Source organism: Bacillus cereus group sp. MG1 (assembly GCF_040460035.1).
GTDB lineage: Bacteria > Bacillota > Bacilli > Bacillales > Bacillaceae_G > Bacillus_A > Bacillus_A cereus.
This window is the reverse complement of sequence record NZ_JARVGY010000001.1, coordinates 1,983,725-2,000,275: the sequence shown is the minus strand read 5'-3', so window position 1 is coordinate 2,000,275 and position 16,551 is coordinate 1,983,725. Positions and strand designations below refer to the sequence as shown.

Genomic DNA, 16,551 nt, shown 5'->3' with positions numbered 1-16,551 from the left:
TTCATTTTTAGTAAATAAATTAAAGGATTTTGCTTTCAGTATACAAATAACATGGCGTTAGCAGCCGATATATAAAGAAGGAGACCATACAAAATACATGGTTTTTATATTACTAACTTAACTTTGCTTTGTGTTCACCTGCACTGAGCTGATTCATAGGGGACAGGCTTGACATACCTGTCCCCACCTCCATTTTAATTTTGAACCATATCAAATATATGGTGGAAATATCAATCAATTAAATATAAGGAGTTGATAGAAAGTGAGTGAAGCAACTAGGCGAGCAAATGCGAATAGGATACGTCTTATGAGGAAAATCCTCGGCATGAGCCAAAAAGAGTTTGCAAAGCACTTCGGCGTACAACCGCTTGCGGTAAATCGCTGGGAAAATGCGAAGCAAATCCCTAACGAGTACCGAATGCGTAAAATGGAACAATTAATCGGTAGTAATAACTTATACAAGTTAGACATTCTTATTAGGGATATAGCGACAAAAGGTGCAAGACAGGCGGTATCATCAGAAATCAAAAAGCTGAAACAGGAGGGGAGTGATCATAGTGACTAAGTCAACTAACGTAAATAAGCCGATTCTAGTAACAAATATTCATAGGTTATACGGCAAGGAGTTTCTAGTTTCGTATGTTTATGATTTCGGTAAACAAGTAGCTGAATTCGTAGTACCAGTCGATGAAGTGCGTCATTTACCAACACAATTTCGAGAGTACGTACATAAGAACTGCAAGGCGCATAATCCAGCGTTTGATTTATTAACCTGCACCGAAGAAATATTCAAAATGTGCATCAATGAAACAGATATCTCGCAATTCTTCAAGCATGAGTCGGAAGTTAGCGAAACATTCCGCACAATGGAACATCCGAAAGTTATTAATGCGTTATGTAGTATTTACGAATTAGTACCCCCTGAAGAAATACCAAAGAAGAAAGTATCTAAAGCAGAGAAATTCTTCGTTAAAGTATTAAACAAAGTAGCGGAAACACTTAATAAACCGACTAAATCAACCAAAGGAGATGTTAAGTAAAATGGAACGAATGCATTGGGATGGGAAAACTAGATGGCTATCGAAGAACACTAAGGAGAATGAGTTTGACGCGAAATACAAACAGGCTGTAGCAGAAGCCAAAGAATCCGTTAAAAAAGCGACCGAGAATTACGAAGCTATCTTATTGAAAGAGTTTGCAGGTGATGATGTAGTTGCTGATAAAAAGAAAGCGTTGGTATCCATTGAAAAGGCGAATAAGATACTAAAGATCGCCGAAGACGAATTAAAAAAAGCAGAGGAATATTCGTCAGTAAATCTAAGGGATAACATGACTATCGATGAGTTAGCGGATAGTTGGTGGCAATATAGAGCTGAAGTTCGTGCGACACAATTAGCGCCGATTATCGAACGGCAAAGAAACGCGTTGAAAGAGTTTTATGAATCCCTAATAGAGTATGAGAAGTTCGCAGATAAATATGAAGAGGACCGCCAGTGGGCTAGTGACTTAACGCGTAGAATTAGGGGGGAGAAGGGCTATTACTCCCTAGGCAGGATAACAGATGGGCGCGATATTATATATCCTTCTGACAATGAGTTAGAACTAGCACGAGTACAGAGACGTGTACCAACTAGATTACTAAAAGGAGATGAATAATATGAACTCAATGAATCTAAATGAAATGAGAGCAGATATTCTTAATAAGTTACGAAATGGTGTGGAATTAACACAAGGAGACATGACAAGCGCAAGCCGTGTCGCATTAGGTAGTGGGCATATTAACGATAAGGTTACATATGTAACGGTTAAACATACGTTACAGTCTCAATTAAAGAAAGTAGGTTCGGAACAATGATAGGGAAGGTAAAACCTTCCTTCTCATCTATTAAACCATATTAGGAGGATTCAATTATGAAAACAATTATTGAAATTGAAATTAAAAAAGGTAAGCAAATTAATTACAAAAATATTCAAAGAGTAATGTGTGGTCTACATGAAAGGCATGGTCAAGATATTACTGTTAAGTTTGAAGAGGACGGAACATACACAGCCGAGAAGAACTAATTGAGGGACATATCACAACAAGATATATATTATTTAATTAGAGAAAGGAATGAAAAGAATAAAGGGTAAGAGAAAGACATCGAATCTATTCAATTAATGAGAACTATTAATATATGTGAACAACAGAAGCGAGGGGAGTTAATCCTGTCGCCTTTTTGTTGCATTCAAACAACGAGGGGGAATTGAATAATGTCAGCGAGTGCAGGAGAAGTCAGGGCAAGGCTGGTCTTAGATAATACGCAGTTTCGTGCGGGAGTACAACAATCTCGTACGGATATGCAGGGACTAGAAAGAGGTTCGCAAGGAACTTCGAAAAGCATGTCAGCACTCGGTAAGGCGTCGGCTGTCGCAGGTATTGCGATGGTGGGCGCTATTGGCGCATCTATTAAATCAGCGATGAACTTCGAGCAATCTATGGCGAAGGTTAAAGCGATTTCAGGTGCGACAGATGCCGAGTTCAAGCAATTAAATGATACAGCGAAGCACATGGGTGCTACCACACAATTCAGCGCAAGTCAAGCAGCGGATGGTCTTTCATTTCTATCTATGGCGGGATTCAAGGCGCAGGATAGTATGGACGCATTACCAGCCGTTTTAAACTTAGCGGCGGTCGGTGGAATCGAACTCGGAAAGAGTGCCGACATCGCTTCGAACATTATGACTGGCTTTGGATTATCTGCTAAGGATACCGATAAAGCCGTCGATATTCTTGCGAAAACAATGACGACAGCAAATACCGATTTAGACATGTTAGGTATGGCGATGAAATATGTTGCACCAGTTTCGAATGCCCTTGGTTGGGGAATGGAAGATACGGCAACAGCAATCGCAAAAATGTCGGATGCAGGTATTCAGGGTTCGCAAGCAGGTACGTCGTTACGTGCGATGTTACTATCGTTAGCAAATCCGACAGGTCAGACCGAGAAGGCGTTCAAGAAATTAGGTATTTCCGTTACAGATGCGAATGGGCAATTCAAGCCATTACCTGAGTTAATCGGGCACATCAGCGGGAAGATGGAAGGTATGACAGATGCGCAGAAAACCGTAACCGCTGCCCAGTTAGTAGGGACGGAAGCATCCGCAGGTTTCCTTGCATTAATCAGTCAAGGACAAGGCTCATTACAGAAGTACAAGAACGAACTAGAACTGTCGGGCGGAACAGCCGAACGAGTAGCGAAAATCCAGCAAGAAACACTCAACGGTGCATGGACGCAAACTAAATCGGCAATGGAGGGCGTAGCAATCGCAATCGGTGAATCGTTACTTCCTGCGTTCACTAGCTTCGCCAATGGTGCGACAAGTATGGTCGGCATCTTAGGGAAACTAGACCCCCAATTAGTCGGATTCGGATTGACTGCTGGTGCGGTTACCGCTGGTACTGCGTTACTTGCTGTAGGTATTACAAAGGTAGTAACAGCAATGAAAACACTGTCTATGGCTATCGTGACGAACCCAGCTACGGCATGGATCGCTGGTGTTTCGTTAGCTGTCGGCGTACTATCGTCTGCTATGATACATGGCAAGAGTCAAGCAGAACAGTACAAGGCAGTCAGCATGGATACGTATAAGGAAATCGGCGAGCAAGCACGTACAGTCGATGACCTAGCGACTCAATTCGATACGATGCGTGGAAAAATCAACCTAAGTAATGACGAGCTACTTCGTTATAGGGATGTAATGAAAGAGGTTGAGAGAGTCGAAAATCCTGAAAAGAAAAAAGCGCTAGTTGCCGAAATGGATAGACTCGCTAAAGCATCAGGTGTATCGCATGAAGAACTGAAAAAGTTCTTAGGCGTTAACGACGAAATCATTGCGAAAGCACCTTCAACGGCGCAAGCTTACAGTAAAAACGGCGAAGCACTCGCATTAAATGCGGACGCAGCGAAAGAGTTGGTTTCTGCTCTTAAAGAGAAACAGAAACTCGAATTAGACCAGCAGTTAAATCAGTCGTACAAGAACCAAGCGAAAGACCTGAAGGACTACGCACAAAATGTCAAGGAAGGAAACGAGAAAATCGCCAATCGTAAGAATCTCGTTAAGGACGTAGAAACGCAACAGAAGAAAGTAAATGAATTGGAAACAAAGTACAACGAAGCAAAGGATAAGGGACAAAAAGGAACTGCACACATGCTCAAGAAGGAATTGTCTCATGAAGAAGCGATCTTGAGTAAGAAGAAGGAAAAGATAGATACGAATGAACTCGCAATCTCCCAGCACCGTACCGAGATTCAATCGATTGTAGACAAACGAAAAGAAGCGGAAAACATCGTACGTACTCGTGTAGCTGAAGCGATGCAAGCAACGAAAATCTCGTATGAAGTCGGAAAGGAAGTCGAAGCAATCGATAAGGCTCTCGAAGGTCATAACAAAACGATTGCATCTTACGAGAAGAAGCAAGCCAATCAGCAGAAGATTACCGAGAAACAACAGGAAGAGTACGATAATGCGGTAAAGAATAAGGGCGTGTTAGAAGAGACGAAGAACTCTATCGGAGAGTTGCGAGAGAAGCATGCGAAGAATACCGAAGAGTACGATAAGCAACTCGAAAAGGCTGGGAAGTTGAACGAGAAGACGAAAGAGCCTGTCGATAAGAAGGTGAATCTCGAAACTGACGAAGCTAAGTCGAAGAACAAAGAAGTCGAAGGTGAAATCGAAAAGCAGAAAGACAAAAAGATGGGAGTGGACGATAAGCAAGCGCAAGACGGTATCAAGAAAACCGAGAAAGATATCGAGAATAAAAAGGATAAGAAAATGGGCGTTGATAAGAAGGAAGCCGAGAAGGGAGTCGCTGAACTCGACAAGAAAGCAGTCGCCGAAAAGATTAAGAAAATCTTCGGTAACACGACAGCAGCGAAACTAGTTATCGACCTTCTCGACAAGCAAGCGACAGCCGAAAAGACGAAGAAAGTCAAGGCTGACAAGTCGCAAGCAGATAGAGAAATCGCCGATACTGACCGCAAAGCACTAGCGGAGAAAGTCAAGAAGATTCTCGGTGACGGAAAGCTGGCGGAAGGAGTCATCAAAGTACTCGACCAACATGCGGAGAAGAAGGCAACGAAACCAGTCGATGCGGATACATCAAGCGCAGATTCAAAGCACGAAACGTTACTCGGTAAACTTACCAAGACAGCGGTGAAGCGAATCTCCTTAGAATGGCTGGGCGACCTTAATCCATTAAAGTACTTCCATTCAGGCGGTACAGTTGGAAGTTCTCCTTCGAATAGGTCGGTACGTCCGAAGTTCCATAACGGCGGGAATCCTCGTGGACTAGTCGGAAGACGTCCGAGATTCGACGAAGTAGATGCGAGACTTCTGAAGAACGAGATGGTATTAACGCAAGCACAGCAAGCGAACCTGTTCAACTTCATTCGTACTGCGAATCGACCTTCGACAATGGGCGTCGCATCACCGAAGAAGGGCGGAGGACAGGTCGGAAATACTATGATGACTGTAAACGTCAATGTTGCAGAAATGAATGTACGTGACGACCAAGACTTACCGAAGTTGGCGAAAGAAATTAGTCAGGAAATGGCGAGAATGGAACGACAAAAATCAAGAGCGAGGGGACAGTGGTAATAACGAAATCAGGGCGGGGGCGCAATGCCTTCGCTTTATTAAACTAAACGAAATTACGAAGGGAAGCGAATGGAATGGCAGAATTAAAACAAACGTTATTAAAGCTACAAAATGCGGTAATGATCGAGGAAATCGGAAACATATTAAGTGAAGGTGGAGAACTAAGTCCCGACGCTTATTTAGAGATTACGAGAATTGAGCGAGAGGACAAAGGAGCGTCGATTACAGAAACGGCTCTAGTAAGTGCGGTTTGGAGAATCCGAGAGTTACAGAAAGAGATTAAACGACTAAAGGGCGATGCTTAATTGCGTTGCCTTCTTTTTTGGGGGTAGTAGGTCGTTAAATAGCGGAATATTTAAGTCAGTTATTTTTCTCTTGAAGAAGATTTTGGTAAAATAATACTAGTAAACTTATTAATAGAAAGGGGTAAACTATAATATATAATTTTAGCGAATATTTATTGAAAAGCCGAGAAATTACGTTGCTTGATACTTTAATGGTGGCAATCGTAGGTGGTATTGTTAGTGGTTTAGTTGTATACCTTATACCTAAAGTTGTAGGTGCAGTATGTAAGTTTGTAAAAAGCGTTACTATCAAATCAAAATACAAAATAAAGAAAAAAATCAAGTATTATAAAGGAGAAATCACTGCAGGAGATTATATGTATTTAAAGCAAAAACCTCCCGAAAAACTCACCAGACATGAGAGAAAAATAATAGAAGATACTGAACGGGTTTGGCAGGAACAAATGAAGGAGTTTAGCGAAACGCACAAAAACACTGGCATTACTAGTGTACAAGAACTTAGGGAAATGGTGCGGGACACGCAAAGTTTTAAAAAACATTAACTGTCGGGAAGCAAGGTGGAATTGGTGTGACGTTCAGACGGTTAATAATCAATACCATATAGAGAAAGATGCGCAGGAGTTGGCGGGGATGAGTTCCTCGCTCTTTCTTTTTGCGTAATATACTCGTATATAGGGCGGTATAGGTTCGTAGATGTCGCCGAGAGAACGATTTTAAGACGATTATCTTTTGTTTCGTGGATAGTAGGGCATCTAATTGTGTTAGAATCGCGCGTAGGGAAATCGATAGAATATCAAAAATATATTACTATATAATAGGGAAGCTTTTTTTCTCGTTGCGATCTTTAGCGTGATATAGTACAATGAATTTAATAATAAATAATCGTGTGTAACGATTTGAACGGAAAAGTAACTGCGGTGCAATTAGCGCTGAATACTTCGATAATATCCCGCATATATGACGGCTTACAAATACTTATCTACGACTCAAAATCGTGTTCCTTCGGGAGTGTCGGTTCGACCCCGACCATCGGTATCATGAACGGCGTAAAAAAGCTCTATACAATTAGTATAGAGCTTTTTTGTTTTCTTTTCATTACATGACAAAATAAGCAGAAAAAGTATTGTATATACAATATTTCTTTCGAGTACTCTAGAGAGAATTTCTCCACCCCGGTGACATGAAGTTAAATCCGATACCACCAGTAGATATTAGTACACTATCAACGGTTAAGTTTGTAATCTCTAAAAACTTCTTTTCAAACCCTTCTCTGTTGTACTTATACATAGTTGAGTGGCACGCCCACATATGCGTTGAAGTACTTAACCAGTCCCCTAAATCTTTTAATTCAGGGAACGACTCAAATTGAATTGGTTCATCTAATTTCATGAATCTCACTTGATAGATAGTTGGGTTTAACTTTTCTTCTATCCCTTTAAGACTATGTGCTTTTTTCTCATTTGAATGTGTCATAATTCTCCTTCTCTCTTTTCTTCAAATTTTTCCCTATTTTTATTATACAACAATAGAAAGTAATTATGGGAATAGGTGTCAGCAATATAAAAAGACTCTAACAGAAATGTTAGAGTCTTTTTGTTAAATTATACTATGTGCTTCTAAAATTCGTAATAAACGTAGGAATTCATGTATAATATAACTTGTCGAAAGAACAAAATGATAGTGATTTATATTATGTCTATAATATGAATCAAAAATGAACTTTTTATATTTCTTTTAAAAATGTGTTGAACACACATTATATTTCATATTAATATTTTTATGTAGATTTAAAACGGGAAAGAGAGTGGAAAGTATGGGCCGTAAATGGAACAATATTAAAGACAAAAAAGCATCAAAAGATGCAAATACAAGCCGTATATACGCGAAATTTGGGCGTGAAATTTATGTGGCAGCAAAACAAGGCGAGCCAGATCCAGAATCAAACCAAGCGCTAAGAGTTGTATTAGAGCGTGCGAAAACATACAATGTTCCAAGAACAATTATTGATCGTGCAGTTGAAAAAGCAAAAGGCGGTTCAGAAGAAAATTATGACGAGCTTCGTTATGAAGGATTCGGACCAAATGGAGCTATGGTTATTGTAGATACACTTACAAATAACGTAAACCGTACTGCAGCAGATGTACGAGCTGCATTTAGCAAAAACAGTGGTAATATGGGTGTGAACGGTTCTGTAGCTTACATGTTTGATGCGACAGCTGTTATCGGCCTTGAAGGTAAAACATCAGATGAAGTTCTTGAAATTTTAATGGAAGCAGATGTAGATGCACGTGACATTCTAGAAGAAGAAGATTCTGTTATCGTGTATGCTGAACCAGATCAATTCCATGCAGTACAATCTGCACTTAAAGGTGCTGGCGTTGAGGAGTTTACAGTTGCAGAATTAACAATGCTTGCACAAAGTGATGTAACACTTCCTGAAGATGCTCAAGCACAATTTGAGAAAATGGTTGATGCATTAGAAGATTTGGAAGATGTTCAACAAGTTTATCACAACGTAGACTTAGGAGAGTAATACGATAGATGACCCTTTTCGCTTAGCGGATAGGGTCTTTTTTATGAAGTTAATTAAGGTGATGAAGTATTAAAGGTATTTTGTTGTAGGTAGTGAATATGATTATAGGGATATACAAAATATTCATTATCTCTAGGAGGCTTAATATGGAACATAAGACACCAAAGCATATAGTTGCTGTAGCAGGTTATTTAACAAATGAAAAAAATGAAGTGTTATTAACAAAAGTGCACTGGCGAGCTGATACGTGGGAGTTGCCAGGAGGACAGGTAGAAGAAGGCGAAGCGCTCGATCAAGCTGTCTGTAGGGAAATAAAAGAGGAAACAGGGTTAACGGTGAAGCCTATCGGAATTACAGGGGTTTATTATAATACCTCTATGCATATTCTAGCTGTTGTTTTTAAAGTAGCATATATAAGTGGTGAAATAAAAACTCAACCCGAAGAGATACAAGTGGGTAAATTTGTTGATTTAAATGAAGAGAACATAGATGAGTATATAACGCGTCCTCATATGAAATCCAGAACGCTTGATGCAATGAGAGCAACACATTTTATTCCGTATGAAACGTGGGAAGTACAGCCGTATAATTTAATAGGAAGATTGTAAAGAAAAGAGTAGCCGATTTGAGATACATTCGAATCACTACTCTTTTTTGTATACTGTTTAAGAAAAAGGTCAAAATAATAATAGCACTAGTATTGATTTGCAGAACATTTGTTCTGTATAATAAATCTATATGTTATATACATTTAGATTACTAGATAGTCAAAAGTATATATATTTGTAGATGATATAATTAAAGTGTAAAGTGAAAATATAATAGTCTTAAGGGTTTCTCTTTTATTGGTTATTCGTGCTTTAACATAACCTATATTCAATATTTCAGATGAATAGTAGATAAAAAAATACTGTGATACAATACTTTTTTATCCCACTATTTGCTGGGCAGTAAGCTTGATTGATGAGGGCTCATTAAAGTTTCACTTTATACCTTACAATGATGTAAGGTACGTGTAAGAGAAATCGATGGGATATTTTTTTACAACAATGTATTCTTAAAGTAAGAGTTATATGCTGTGTGGAAAAGAGGTGTTCAAGATGAAAGAACGAGTATTATCTAGGGTGAACTATCATCAAAAAGTTGCATTAAATCCAATGACTAAACTTTTTTATAAAGCCATTATATTATTATTATTGTTAAGTTGTACGTTATTATTCGTTGGAAATGTAATGATTGAGAAAAGTGATATTAGTAAATTACATGTACCGGCTAAGTTAGAGGTGCCAGAATCATTAACACATGCATTTATTGCGACAGAAGATAAAAGATTTTATCATCATAACGGTTTAGATTATATAGCAATTATTAGGGCCTCAGTTGAGAATATAAAGGCTGGTGGTGTCGTGCAAGGAGGAAGTACGATTACACAACAGCTATCTAAAAATGCCTTTTTAACAAATGAACGTACATTTTCTCGTAAGTGGAAAGAGATTTTTTATACGAAAAAAATTGAACGCACATTTACGAAGGATGAAATTTTAAAATTATATGTAAGTAATATTTATTATGGAGAAGGAGCATGGGGAATTGAAAAAGCAGCAAACCTTTACTTCGGTAAAAAGGTGAACCAATTAACGTTGGCTGAAAGTGCAATGATGGCTGCTGTAGTAAAAGCACCTGCTTATTACTCACCTGCCCAAAACTATGATAAAGCAGTAGAGAGACGAAATGTCGTTTTGAGACTAATGGAGAAAGAAGGCTATATAAGCCATGATGAGTATGTTCAAGCAGTTAGTGAGAAATTAGTAATTCGTCATGATATAAAAATAGAGCAGTCGATGTTAAATAGCGCGCGTAAAAAAGCAGTAAGTTAAGAGAAGTTCCTACAGAGGAGCTTCTTTTTTTTGAATAAATTGTGACAAATTGTGACACAATATCGTCACAATTATTGTGTTTTTGTAATTTATGTGAGCGTGTTCATTGCGTGACGTATATAAGTGTTGATATTATGTGTATTGTGTACAATGCTGTATACAGAATATGAATTTAAAGAGGAATGTATATGAAATCAAATAAACTCATGGCTCTTGGTATAGTTTTTTCTATCGCAGTATTGATTGTAATTGGAACAATTGCGTATAGCATCATAAATGACAAAAAAGATAAAGGGAATGAGATGTTTGCTTATTCTACGCAACAATCTTTAGGGAAAGATGATGCTCCAGTTAAGGTAGTTGAATTTGGAGACTTTAAATGTCCTGCTTGTCGTACTTGGGATGTAACGGTATTACCTCGATTAAAAGAAGAGTATATTGATAAAGGCAAAGTGCAGTTATATTTTATTAACTTCCCATTTATCGGAAAAGACTCGGATTTAGGTGCAGCAGCTGGTGAAGCAATTTATAAACAAGATAAAGATTCATTCTGGATTTTCTATGATGAGATTTATCAAAATCAAAAGAAAGATACGGAAGAATGGATTACAGAAGATTTGCTTCTTAGCATTGTGAAAGAGAAACTTCCAAAAGTTGATGTAGAGCAATTTAAGAAAGATTTACACAGTAAAGACATTAAAGAAAAAGTACGTAAAGATTCAGATCGTGCTCAAAAATTAAAAGTTCAAGGTGCTCCTTCTGTATATGTAAACGGAAATCTTGCAAACCCTGATTTCGATAGTATGAAGAAGGCAATTGATAAAGAATTGAAAAAGTGATGAGGTCTCTCATCACTTTTTCGACTTTTTTCGATAAAATTCTTGCCTCTACTTTTTTTACATGCTATACTACTTTACATAAGTTATTCTAATATCTTATATGTAATTCATATTTGCGGGTGTAGTTTAGTGGTAAAACAAGAGCCTTCCAAGCTCTGGTCGAGAGTTCGATTCTCTTCACCCGCTCCAAATTTTATTAAATGTTTTTCTATAAATTGTGATCAACGCAGTGTTTCGTTTCCGAGATAAACGAGGCATTGCGTTTTTTAATGTTTGAAAAACCTAATTACATGCGAAAATAGAAGTAAATAATAGTATTCCAAAAGTGAATTACTAACCAATAGGGTCGTTACATAAGGGATGGATTCATCTGAGGAGGCGATTAGGAATGGATTTTGAACAATTAAAGCAAGATGTAATTGCGTATAGTAAAACAATTGGCATAGATAAAATAGGCTTTGCGAGTGCTTCTCCTTTTGAGGAATTAAAGCAGCGCTTAATCCAGCAACAACAATTAAATTATCAATCTGGATTTGAAGAGCCTGATATAGAGAAGAGAACGAATCCGCAACTGTTATTACCGGGTGCTAAATCAATTATTGCGATTGCTTTAGCATATCCTTCAAAATTAAAAAATGCACCATTAAGTAAGCGTGGAGAACGCCGTGGGATTTTTTGTCGTGCTTCTTGGGGACAAGATTATCATCTTGTTTTACGAGATCGTTTGCAAAAATTAGAAGCATATTTAATTGAAAAACTTCCGGATATAGAAGTGAAGTCCATGGTTGATACAGGTGAATTAAGTGATCGAGCTGTATCAGAGCGTGCAGGCATTGGATGGAGCGGTAAAAACTGCTCTATTATTACACCTGAATTTGGTTCGTACGTATACTTAGGGGAAATGATTGCAAATGTTCCATTCCCGCCAGATAAGCCGATAGAAGATCAATGCGGGGGCTGTACGAAATGTATCGATATTTGTCCTACCGGTGCTTTAATACAGGGGGGACAGTTAGATTCGAAGAAGTGCATTGCGTTTTTAACACAGACGAAAGGATTCCTACCTGAAGAATATCGCGATAAAATAGGAAATCGTATATATGGATGTGATACGTGTCAGACTGTTTGCCCGAAAAACAAAGGAATGGATTTTCATAATCATCCTGAGATGGAGCCGGATCCTGAGCTAGTTAAACCATTATTAACACCACTTTTAACAATTAGTAATCGTGATTTTAAAGAGAAATATGGGATTATGTCAGGATCATGGAGAGGGAAAAAGCCACTGCAAAGAAATGCGATTTTAGCATTAGCACATTTTAAAGAAACATCGGCAATTCCTGATTTAATTGGTGTTATGAAAGATGACCCAAGACCAGTACTACGCGGAACGGCAGCATGGGCACTTGGGAAAATTGGCGGAGATGGAGTAGGCGAAGCGATTGAGAAAGCGATGGAACGTGAGAAAGATGAAGAAGTGCTTCATGAAATGAATCGCGGGCTTGAATTGTTAGCACAGAAAAAAGAGTAGATAATATTTCCCTTTTTCATATTGTAATATGGGAGGGAGACAGAATGGTTGTAAAAACGAAGATTGAAAACCAAGTACAACAATTTTTAGCATATATAACGGAGAAAAGAACGAATGTGGATGGTATTGCTGAGGATTTACTACAAATGGCACTGAGAAAGAAACAATTGTTTCAAAGACGTAGTGCACATATAGTGAAAGCAACTGCGGATGTTTCTTTCATTAGACAATTAAATAGTAATGACCATCAAGAAATTGATTATCAAATACATTTTAAATATTTAATTAAGCATAAAGAATTATTTTATATTGAAGAGGAACAATTAAAACGAAGAGTTTGTTTAAATAATAGTCGAATTATAGGCGATTATGCTATTGAAGTGTCAGAAGAAATTAGAATGGGTGAGACATTAGAAAGGGAAATTACGAAAGAGAAGTACGGTTCTTATCAGTATAATCGTTTAGAGGCAGTGAAATATGCAGAGCGTTGGTGGGATGACCGAAATCCTATGTATCGTAATTTCCCTGATAATTGTACGAATTTCATTTCTCAATGTCTTCATACTGGAGAAGTACCTATGAGCGGATATCCTAATATTCGTAAAGGATGGTGGCAAAGGGAGAATCAGTGGAGCTGGAGCTGGGCTGTTGCACATTCTTTTTATTGGTATTTGTCAGGTGCTACAACAGGACTTCGAGCAGAGGCGGTAGAGAGGCCAGAAGAACTTATTCTTGGAGATGTCATTGCTTATGATTTCGAGGATGACGGAAGATGGAATCATACGACGATTGTAGTAGCAAAAGATGCAGATGGTATGCCGCTTGTAAATGCACATTCAGCGAATAGCCGTCGACGTTATTGGAACTATGAAGACTCTAGTAAATATACACCACAAATGAAATATAAATTCTTTCATATTATTAATGGGTAGAGATTTTTCGCTCAAGTGGTATAATACGTAGTAGACAAAAAACAGAGGTGAATATCGCGTGGGAGTACATGTTGTTTTATATCAGCCAGAAATTCCAGCAAATACAGGGAATATTGCTCGTACTTGTGCAGCAACTGGAACAGAATTACATTTGATTAGACCGCTTGGATTTTCAACGGATGATAAAATGTTAAAGCGTGCAGGATTAGATTATTGGCAGCACGTGAAAATTACGTATTATGATTCAATTGAAGAATTTTATGAAAAAAATAAAGACGGTGAATTCTTCTATTTAACAAAGTATGGCGAGAAAGCTCATACAGCGTTTGACTATAGCAAGCGCGAGAAGGATTACTATTTTGTATTTGGAAGAGAAACAAACGGCTTACCAGCTAATGTAATCGAAGAAAACTTTGATCATTGTTTACGTATTCCAATGACAGATAAAGTACGTTCATTAAATTTATCTAATACAGCAGCAATTTTAATTTATGAAGCGTTCCGTCAACAAAATTACCCTGGATTAGATTTAGAAATCGTTTATTAAAAGTCGCCATATGGCGACTTTTTTTTATAAAATAAAAATAATATATAATCATACATTTAAAAGAGAGGACATAATCATATAGAATGGGATATATGATTAAAAATAGATAAGACGGGTTGAGATAAATATGAAGGAAGAATATAGTAATCAAAATACCTTTTTAAGTATGATAGATATGGATTTAATTAGACAAGGATTATTACATGCTATTCAAGATTTAGTATTCATATTGAAAGTTATTGATAATGAAACGTTTCAATATATGTATGTGAATAAAATAGGAATGGATTATGCTAGGTTAAGCGAAGAGTGCTATGGAAAAACCTTTGCAGAAGTATTACCAAAAGATATAGCGGGGATATTGCAAAGGCAATATGCAAAAGTAGTGAGAGAAGCGAAAGCACACACCTTTTGTGATGTAGTCAATTTACCAAAAGGTGAGATACACTATGAATCTTCACTTAATCCTGTCTGCGACGAAGAAGGAATATGTCAATTTGTTATTTGTATTACAAGAGATATTACAGCTCAAATTGAGGAGAAGACAGAGATAGAGGAAAAACAAATGTTATTTAAGTCGTTACTGGAATATAATAATGACTCAATTATATCTATAGATTCTATAGGGAGAGTTACATATGCAAATCCGGCAACGTATGAAATATTTGGATACCGGTATGAGGAATTAAATAATAAATTTATTTTTGAATTCATTAATAAAGAATATGAAAAAGATTTTCAAATTATATTTAAGGGATCGATGCAAGGAAAAGCAAAACAAATTGTTTCAAAGAAATATGTTCATAAAGAAGGGTACGAGCTATATATTTCTTTGAGAACTATCCCGATTATTGTGAACGGTGAAATTGTTGGGATTTATATTGTTACGAGAGATGTTACAAGGCAAGTATTAAACGAAATGCGAACAGAATATTTAGCTTACTATGACCAGTTAACGGGATTAATGAATAGAATTTCATGTACAAATAAGTTAAATACTTTTTTAAATGAGAGTGTAAATTTTGCACTTGTATTTATAGATTTAGATGAGTTTCATCGTATTAATGATACATTTGGTCATAAAGAGGGAGATAAAGTATTACAAAAAGTTACAGAATGTTTAAGTAATCTAAAAATAGAAGATATGCACTTATTTAGAGAACACGATGATCAATTTGTTATGTTGATAGAAAATATAACGAAAGAATATGTAGAGGAAGTTGCAAAAAGCATATTAAAAAACATTAGTGAATATTTTGTAATCGAAGAAGAAGATGTATATTTAAGCGCGTCAATTGGAATTGTAATGGCTCCAACAGATGGAGAAGATGAAAAAATACTATTTCAGAGAGTCGATGCTGCTTTAGAAAAAGCAAAAGAAAAAGGAAAAGGACATTATCATTTTTATTGTAGTGGATTAGACTGTGAGCGTGAACAAAGGTTTATAATAGAAAACCAGTTACATCGTGCTATAGAAAAAAATGAATTTTTCTTATATTATCAGCCACAAATTAATATTGAAACGAAAAAAATAGCTAGTATGGAAGCTTTAATAAGGTGGGAGAATAAGGAATTAGGATTTGTTTCTCCAAACCAATTTATTCCGTTGGCAGAAAGAACAGGATTTATTATTAAGCTGGATGAATGGGTAGTAAATCAAGTGTGTCAGCAATTGCGCGAATGGTTAAATAAAGGGTATGATGTGGTCCCAATTGCAGTTAATATTTCAGCTAGACACTTTCGTTCTATTACATTAATAGAGATGATTACACGGGCTTTAAATAAGTACAATGTACCAACTCATTTATTAGCGATAGAGGTTACAGAAGGAGCTCTTATACATAAAGATATATCGAAGAGAGTGTTACTACAATTAAAAGAGCAAAATTTAAAGATTCATTTAGATGATTTTGGAACAGGCTATTCATCTTTAAGTTATTTAAAAACATATCCAATTGATACTTTAAAAATTGATCGTTCTTTTATGGAAGGTATACATATAGATGAACGTGATACGAATATTACAGCTGCAATTATTCATTTAGCTCATACTTTAGAATTAAATGTAATTGCAGAAGGAGTAGAAAAAAAGGAGCAAATACAGTTTTTGAAAGAAAAGAATGTGAAGCTTGTACAAGGTTATTATTATAGCCGACCACTATCCAAATATGATATGGAAAATATGTATTATAAATAAAAAAAATGATGTGCTAAAAGCACATCATTTTTTATGTGTACCTGGTTTGTCATTGTAACCGGATGTAAAAATAGCTGTAAGAAATGTGAGTGATACACCTAAAATTAATAATAATTTCATACTAATATCCTCCTTACTTTTTTCGGTTCA

General features: G+C 36.9%; 17 protein-coding genes and 1 tRNA gene. 17 read left to right on the top strand and 1 reads right to left on the bottom strand.

All coding sequences use genetic code 11. The features are described from left to right. Nucleotides 1-262 precede the first annotated feature (262 nt). The 8 genes from QCI79_RS10325 to QCI79_RS10290 all read left to right on the top strand — a co-directional run bounded on the left by QCI79_RS10325 (nt 263) and on the right by QCI79_RS10290 (nt 6,487). The gene (locus tag QCI79_RS10325; protein WP_021728373.1) at nt 263-565 is read left to right on the top strand and encodes a helix-turn-helix domain-containing protein; all 303 of its coding nucleotides are present in this window, start codon (nt 263-265) and stop codon (nt 563-565) included. Then, a complete protein-coding gene (locus tag QCI79_RS10320) occupies nt 558-1,040 on the top strand; it encodes a hypothetical protein (protein ID WP_021728374.1) in 483 nt (160 codons plus the stop codon). Before QCI79_RS10325 ends, QCI79_RS10320 begins: the two co-directional genes overlap by 8 nt. A 1-nt stretch (nt 1,041) precedes the next feature. Next, the gene (locus tag QCI79_RS10315; RefSeq protein ID WP_021728375.1) at nt 1,042-1,656 is read left to right on the top strand and encodes a hypothetical protein; all 615 of its coding nucleotides are present in this window, start codon (nt 1,042-1,044) and stop codon (nt 1,654-1,656) included. A 1-nt stretch (nt 1,657) separates the two neighbouring features. After that, nucleotides 1,658-1,855 (top strand): hypothetical protein, encoded by a 198-nt coding sequence (locus tag QCI79_RS10310; protein ID WP_021728376.1) that lies wholly within the window; start codon nt 1,658-1,660, stop codon nt 1,853-1,855. A 56-nt stretch (nt 1,856-1,911) separates the two neighbouring features. Next, nucleotides 1,912-2,064 (top strand): hypothetical protein, encoded by a 153-nt coding sequence (locus QCI79_RS10305; RefSeq protein ID WP_021728377.1) that lies wholly within the window; start codon nt 1,912-1,914, stop codon nt 2,062-2,064. Between the two features lie 189 nt (nt 2,065-2,253). Further along, on the top strand, nt 2,254-5,640 hold the full coding sequence (locus QCI79_RS10300) for a phage tail tape measure protein (protein ID WP_021728378.1): 3,387 nt from the start codon (nt 2,254-2,256) through the stop codon (nt 5,638-5,640). A 74-nt stretch (nt 5,641-5,714) separates the two neighbouring features. Continuing rightward, nucleotides 5,715-5,945 carry a hypothetical protein gene (locus tag QCI79_RS10295; protein WP_021728379.1) on the top strand — a complete coding sequence of 77 codons (231 nt, stop codon included), beginning with the start codon at nt 5,715-5,717 and terminating at the stop codon, nt 5,943-5,945. Between the two features lie 176 nt (nt 5,946-6,121). Further along, the gene (locus QCI79_RS10290; RefSeq protein ID WP_021728380.1) at nt 6,122-6,487 is read left to right on the top strand and encodes a hypothetical protein; all 366 of its coding nucleotides are present in this window, start codon (nt 6,122-6,124) and stop codon (nt 6,485-6,487) included. A gap of 610 nt (nt 6,488-7,097) precedes the next feature. Here QCI79_RS10290 and QCI79_RS10285 read toward each other — a convergent pair. After that, nucleotides 7,098-7,418, bottom strand: coding sequence for a DUF3884 family protein (locus QCI79_RS10285; protein WP_000149815.1), 321 nt, complete (start codon nt 7,416-7,418; stop codon nt 7,098-7,100). Nucleotides 7,419-7,758: 340 nt separating this feature from the next. Between QCI79_RS10285 and QCI79_RS10280 the strand changes: the two genes are divergently transcribed. The 9 genes from QCI79_RS10280 to QCI79_RS10240 all read left to right on the top strand — a co-directional run bounded on the left by QCI79_RS10280 (nt 7,759) and on the right by QCI79_RS10240 (nt 16,401). Next, nucleotides 7,759-8,478, top strand: coding sequence for a YebC/PmpR family DNA-binding transcriptional regulator (locus tag QCI79_RS10280; RefSeq protein ID WP_000532952.1), 720 nt, complete (start codon nt 7,759-7,761; stop codon nt 8,476-8,478). Between the two features lie 146 nt (nt 8,479-8,624). After that, entirely contained in the window at nt 8,625-9,086 is a 462-nt protein-coding gene (locus QCI79_RS10275) for an NUDIX hydrolase (RefSeq protein WP_000400458.1), read from the top strand. A gap of 492 nt (nt 9,087-9,578) precedes the next feature. Further along, a complete protein-coding gene (locus QCI79_RS10270; protein WP_000664720.1) occupies nt 9,579-10,355 on the top strand; it encodes a transglycosylase domain-containing protein in 777 nt (258 codons plus the stop codon). A gap of 188 nt (nt 10,356-10,543) precedes the next feature. Next, nucleotides 10,544-11,194 (top strand): DsbA family protein, encoded by a 651-nt coding sequence (locus tag QCI79_RS10265; protein ID WP_000841306.1) that lies wholly within the window; start codon nt 10,544-10,546, stop codon nt 11,192-11,194. A 115-nt stretch (nt 11,195-11,309) separates the two neighbouring features. Continuing rightward, nucleotides 11,310-11,383 (top strand) — tRNA-Gly (locus QCI79_RS10260). 199 nt (nt 11,384-11,582) lie between these two features. Next, a complete protein-coding gene (gene queG / locus QCI79_RS10255) occupies nt 11,583-12,725 on the top strand; it encodes a tRNA epoxyqueuosine(34) reductase QueG (RefSeq protein WP_021728381.1) in 1,143 nt (380 codons plus the stop codon). 44 nt (nt 12,726-12,769) lie between these two features. Next, nucleotides 12,770-13,657, top strand: a complete 888-nt coding sequence (locus QCI79_RS10250; RefSeq protein WP_000260592.1) for an amidase domain-containing protein — start codon at nt 12,770-12,772, stop codon at nt 13,655-13,657. A gap of 58 nt (nt 13,658-13,715) precedes the next feature. Beyond that, nucleotides 13,716-14,204 carry a tRNA (uridine(34)/cytosine(34)/5-carboxymethylaminomethyluridine(34)-2'-O)-methyltransferase TrmL gene (gene trmL, locus QCI79_RS10245; protein WP_000538147.1) on the top strand — a complete coding sequence of 163 codons (489 nt, stop codon included), beginning with the start codon at nt 13,716-13,718 and terminating at the stop codon, nt 14,202-14,204. A gap of 127 nt (nt 14,205-14,331) precedes the next feature. Further along, nucleotides 14,332-16,401 carry a sensor domain-containing protein gene (locus QCI79_RS10240; RefSeq protein WP_000657169.1) on the top strand — a complete coding sequence of 690 codons (2,070 nt, stop codon included), beginning with the start codon at nt 14,332-14,334 and terminating at the stop codon, nt 16,399-16,401. Nucleotides 16,402-16,551 lie beyond the last annotated feature (150 nt).

Coding starts and splice junctions, on each gene's coding strand:
- QCI79_RS10315 (WP_021728375.1), top strand. CDS start 1,042: ATGGAACGAATGCATTGGGATGGGAAAACTAGATGGCTATCGAAGAAC.
- QCI79_RS10310 (WP_021728376.1), top strand. CDS start 1,658: ATGAACTCAATGAATCTAAATGAAATGAGAGCAGATATTCTTAATAAG.
- QCI79_RS10305 (WP_021728377.1), top strand. CDS start 1,912: ATGAAAACAATTATTGAAATTGAAATTAAAAAAGGTAAGCAAATTAAT.
- QCI79_RS10300 (WP_021728378.1), top strand. CDS start 2,254: ATGTCAGCGAGTGCAGGAGAAGTCAGGGCAAGGCTGGTCTTAGATAAT.
- QCI79_RS10295 (WP_021728379.1), top strand. CDS start 5,715: ATGGCAGAATTAAAACAAACGTTATTAAAGCTACAAAATGCGGTAATG.
- QCI79_RS10285 (WP_000149815.1), bottom strand. CDS start 7,418: ATGACACATTCAAATGAGAAAAAAGCACATAGTCTTAAAGGGATAGAA.
- QCI79_RS10280 (WP_000532952.1), top strand. CDS start 7,759: ATGGGCCGTAAATGGAACAATATTAAAGACAAAAAAGCATCAAAAGAT.
- QCI79_RS10275 (WP_000400458.1), top strand. CDS start 8,625: ATGGAACATAAGACACCAAAGCATATAGTTGCTGTAGCAGGTTATTTA.
- QCI79_RS10270 (WP_000664720.1), top strand. CDS start 9,579: ATGAAAGAACGAGTATTATCTAGGGTGAACTATCATCAAAAAGTTGCA.
- QCI79_RS10265 (WP_000841306.1), top strand. CDS start 10,544: ATGAAATCAAATAAACTCATGGCTCTTGGTATAGTTTTTTCTATCGCA.
- queG (WP_021728381.1), top strand. CDS start 11,583: ATGGATTTTGAACAATTAAAGCAAGATGTAATTGCGTATAGTAAAACA.
- QCI79_RS10250 (WP_000260592.1), top strand. CDS start 12,770: ATGGTTGTAAAAACGAAGATTGAAAACCAAGTACAACAATTTTTAGCA.
- QCI79_RS10240 (WP_000657169.1), top strand. CDS start 14,332: ATGAAGGAAGAATATAGTAATCAAAATACCTTTTTAAGTATGATAGAT.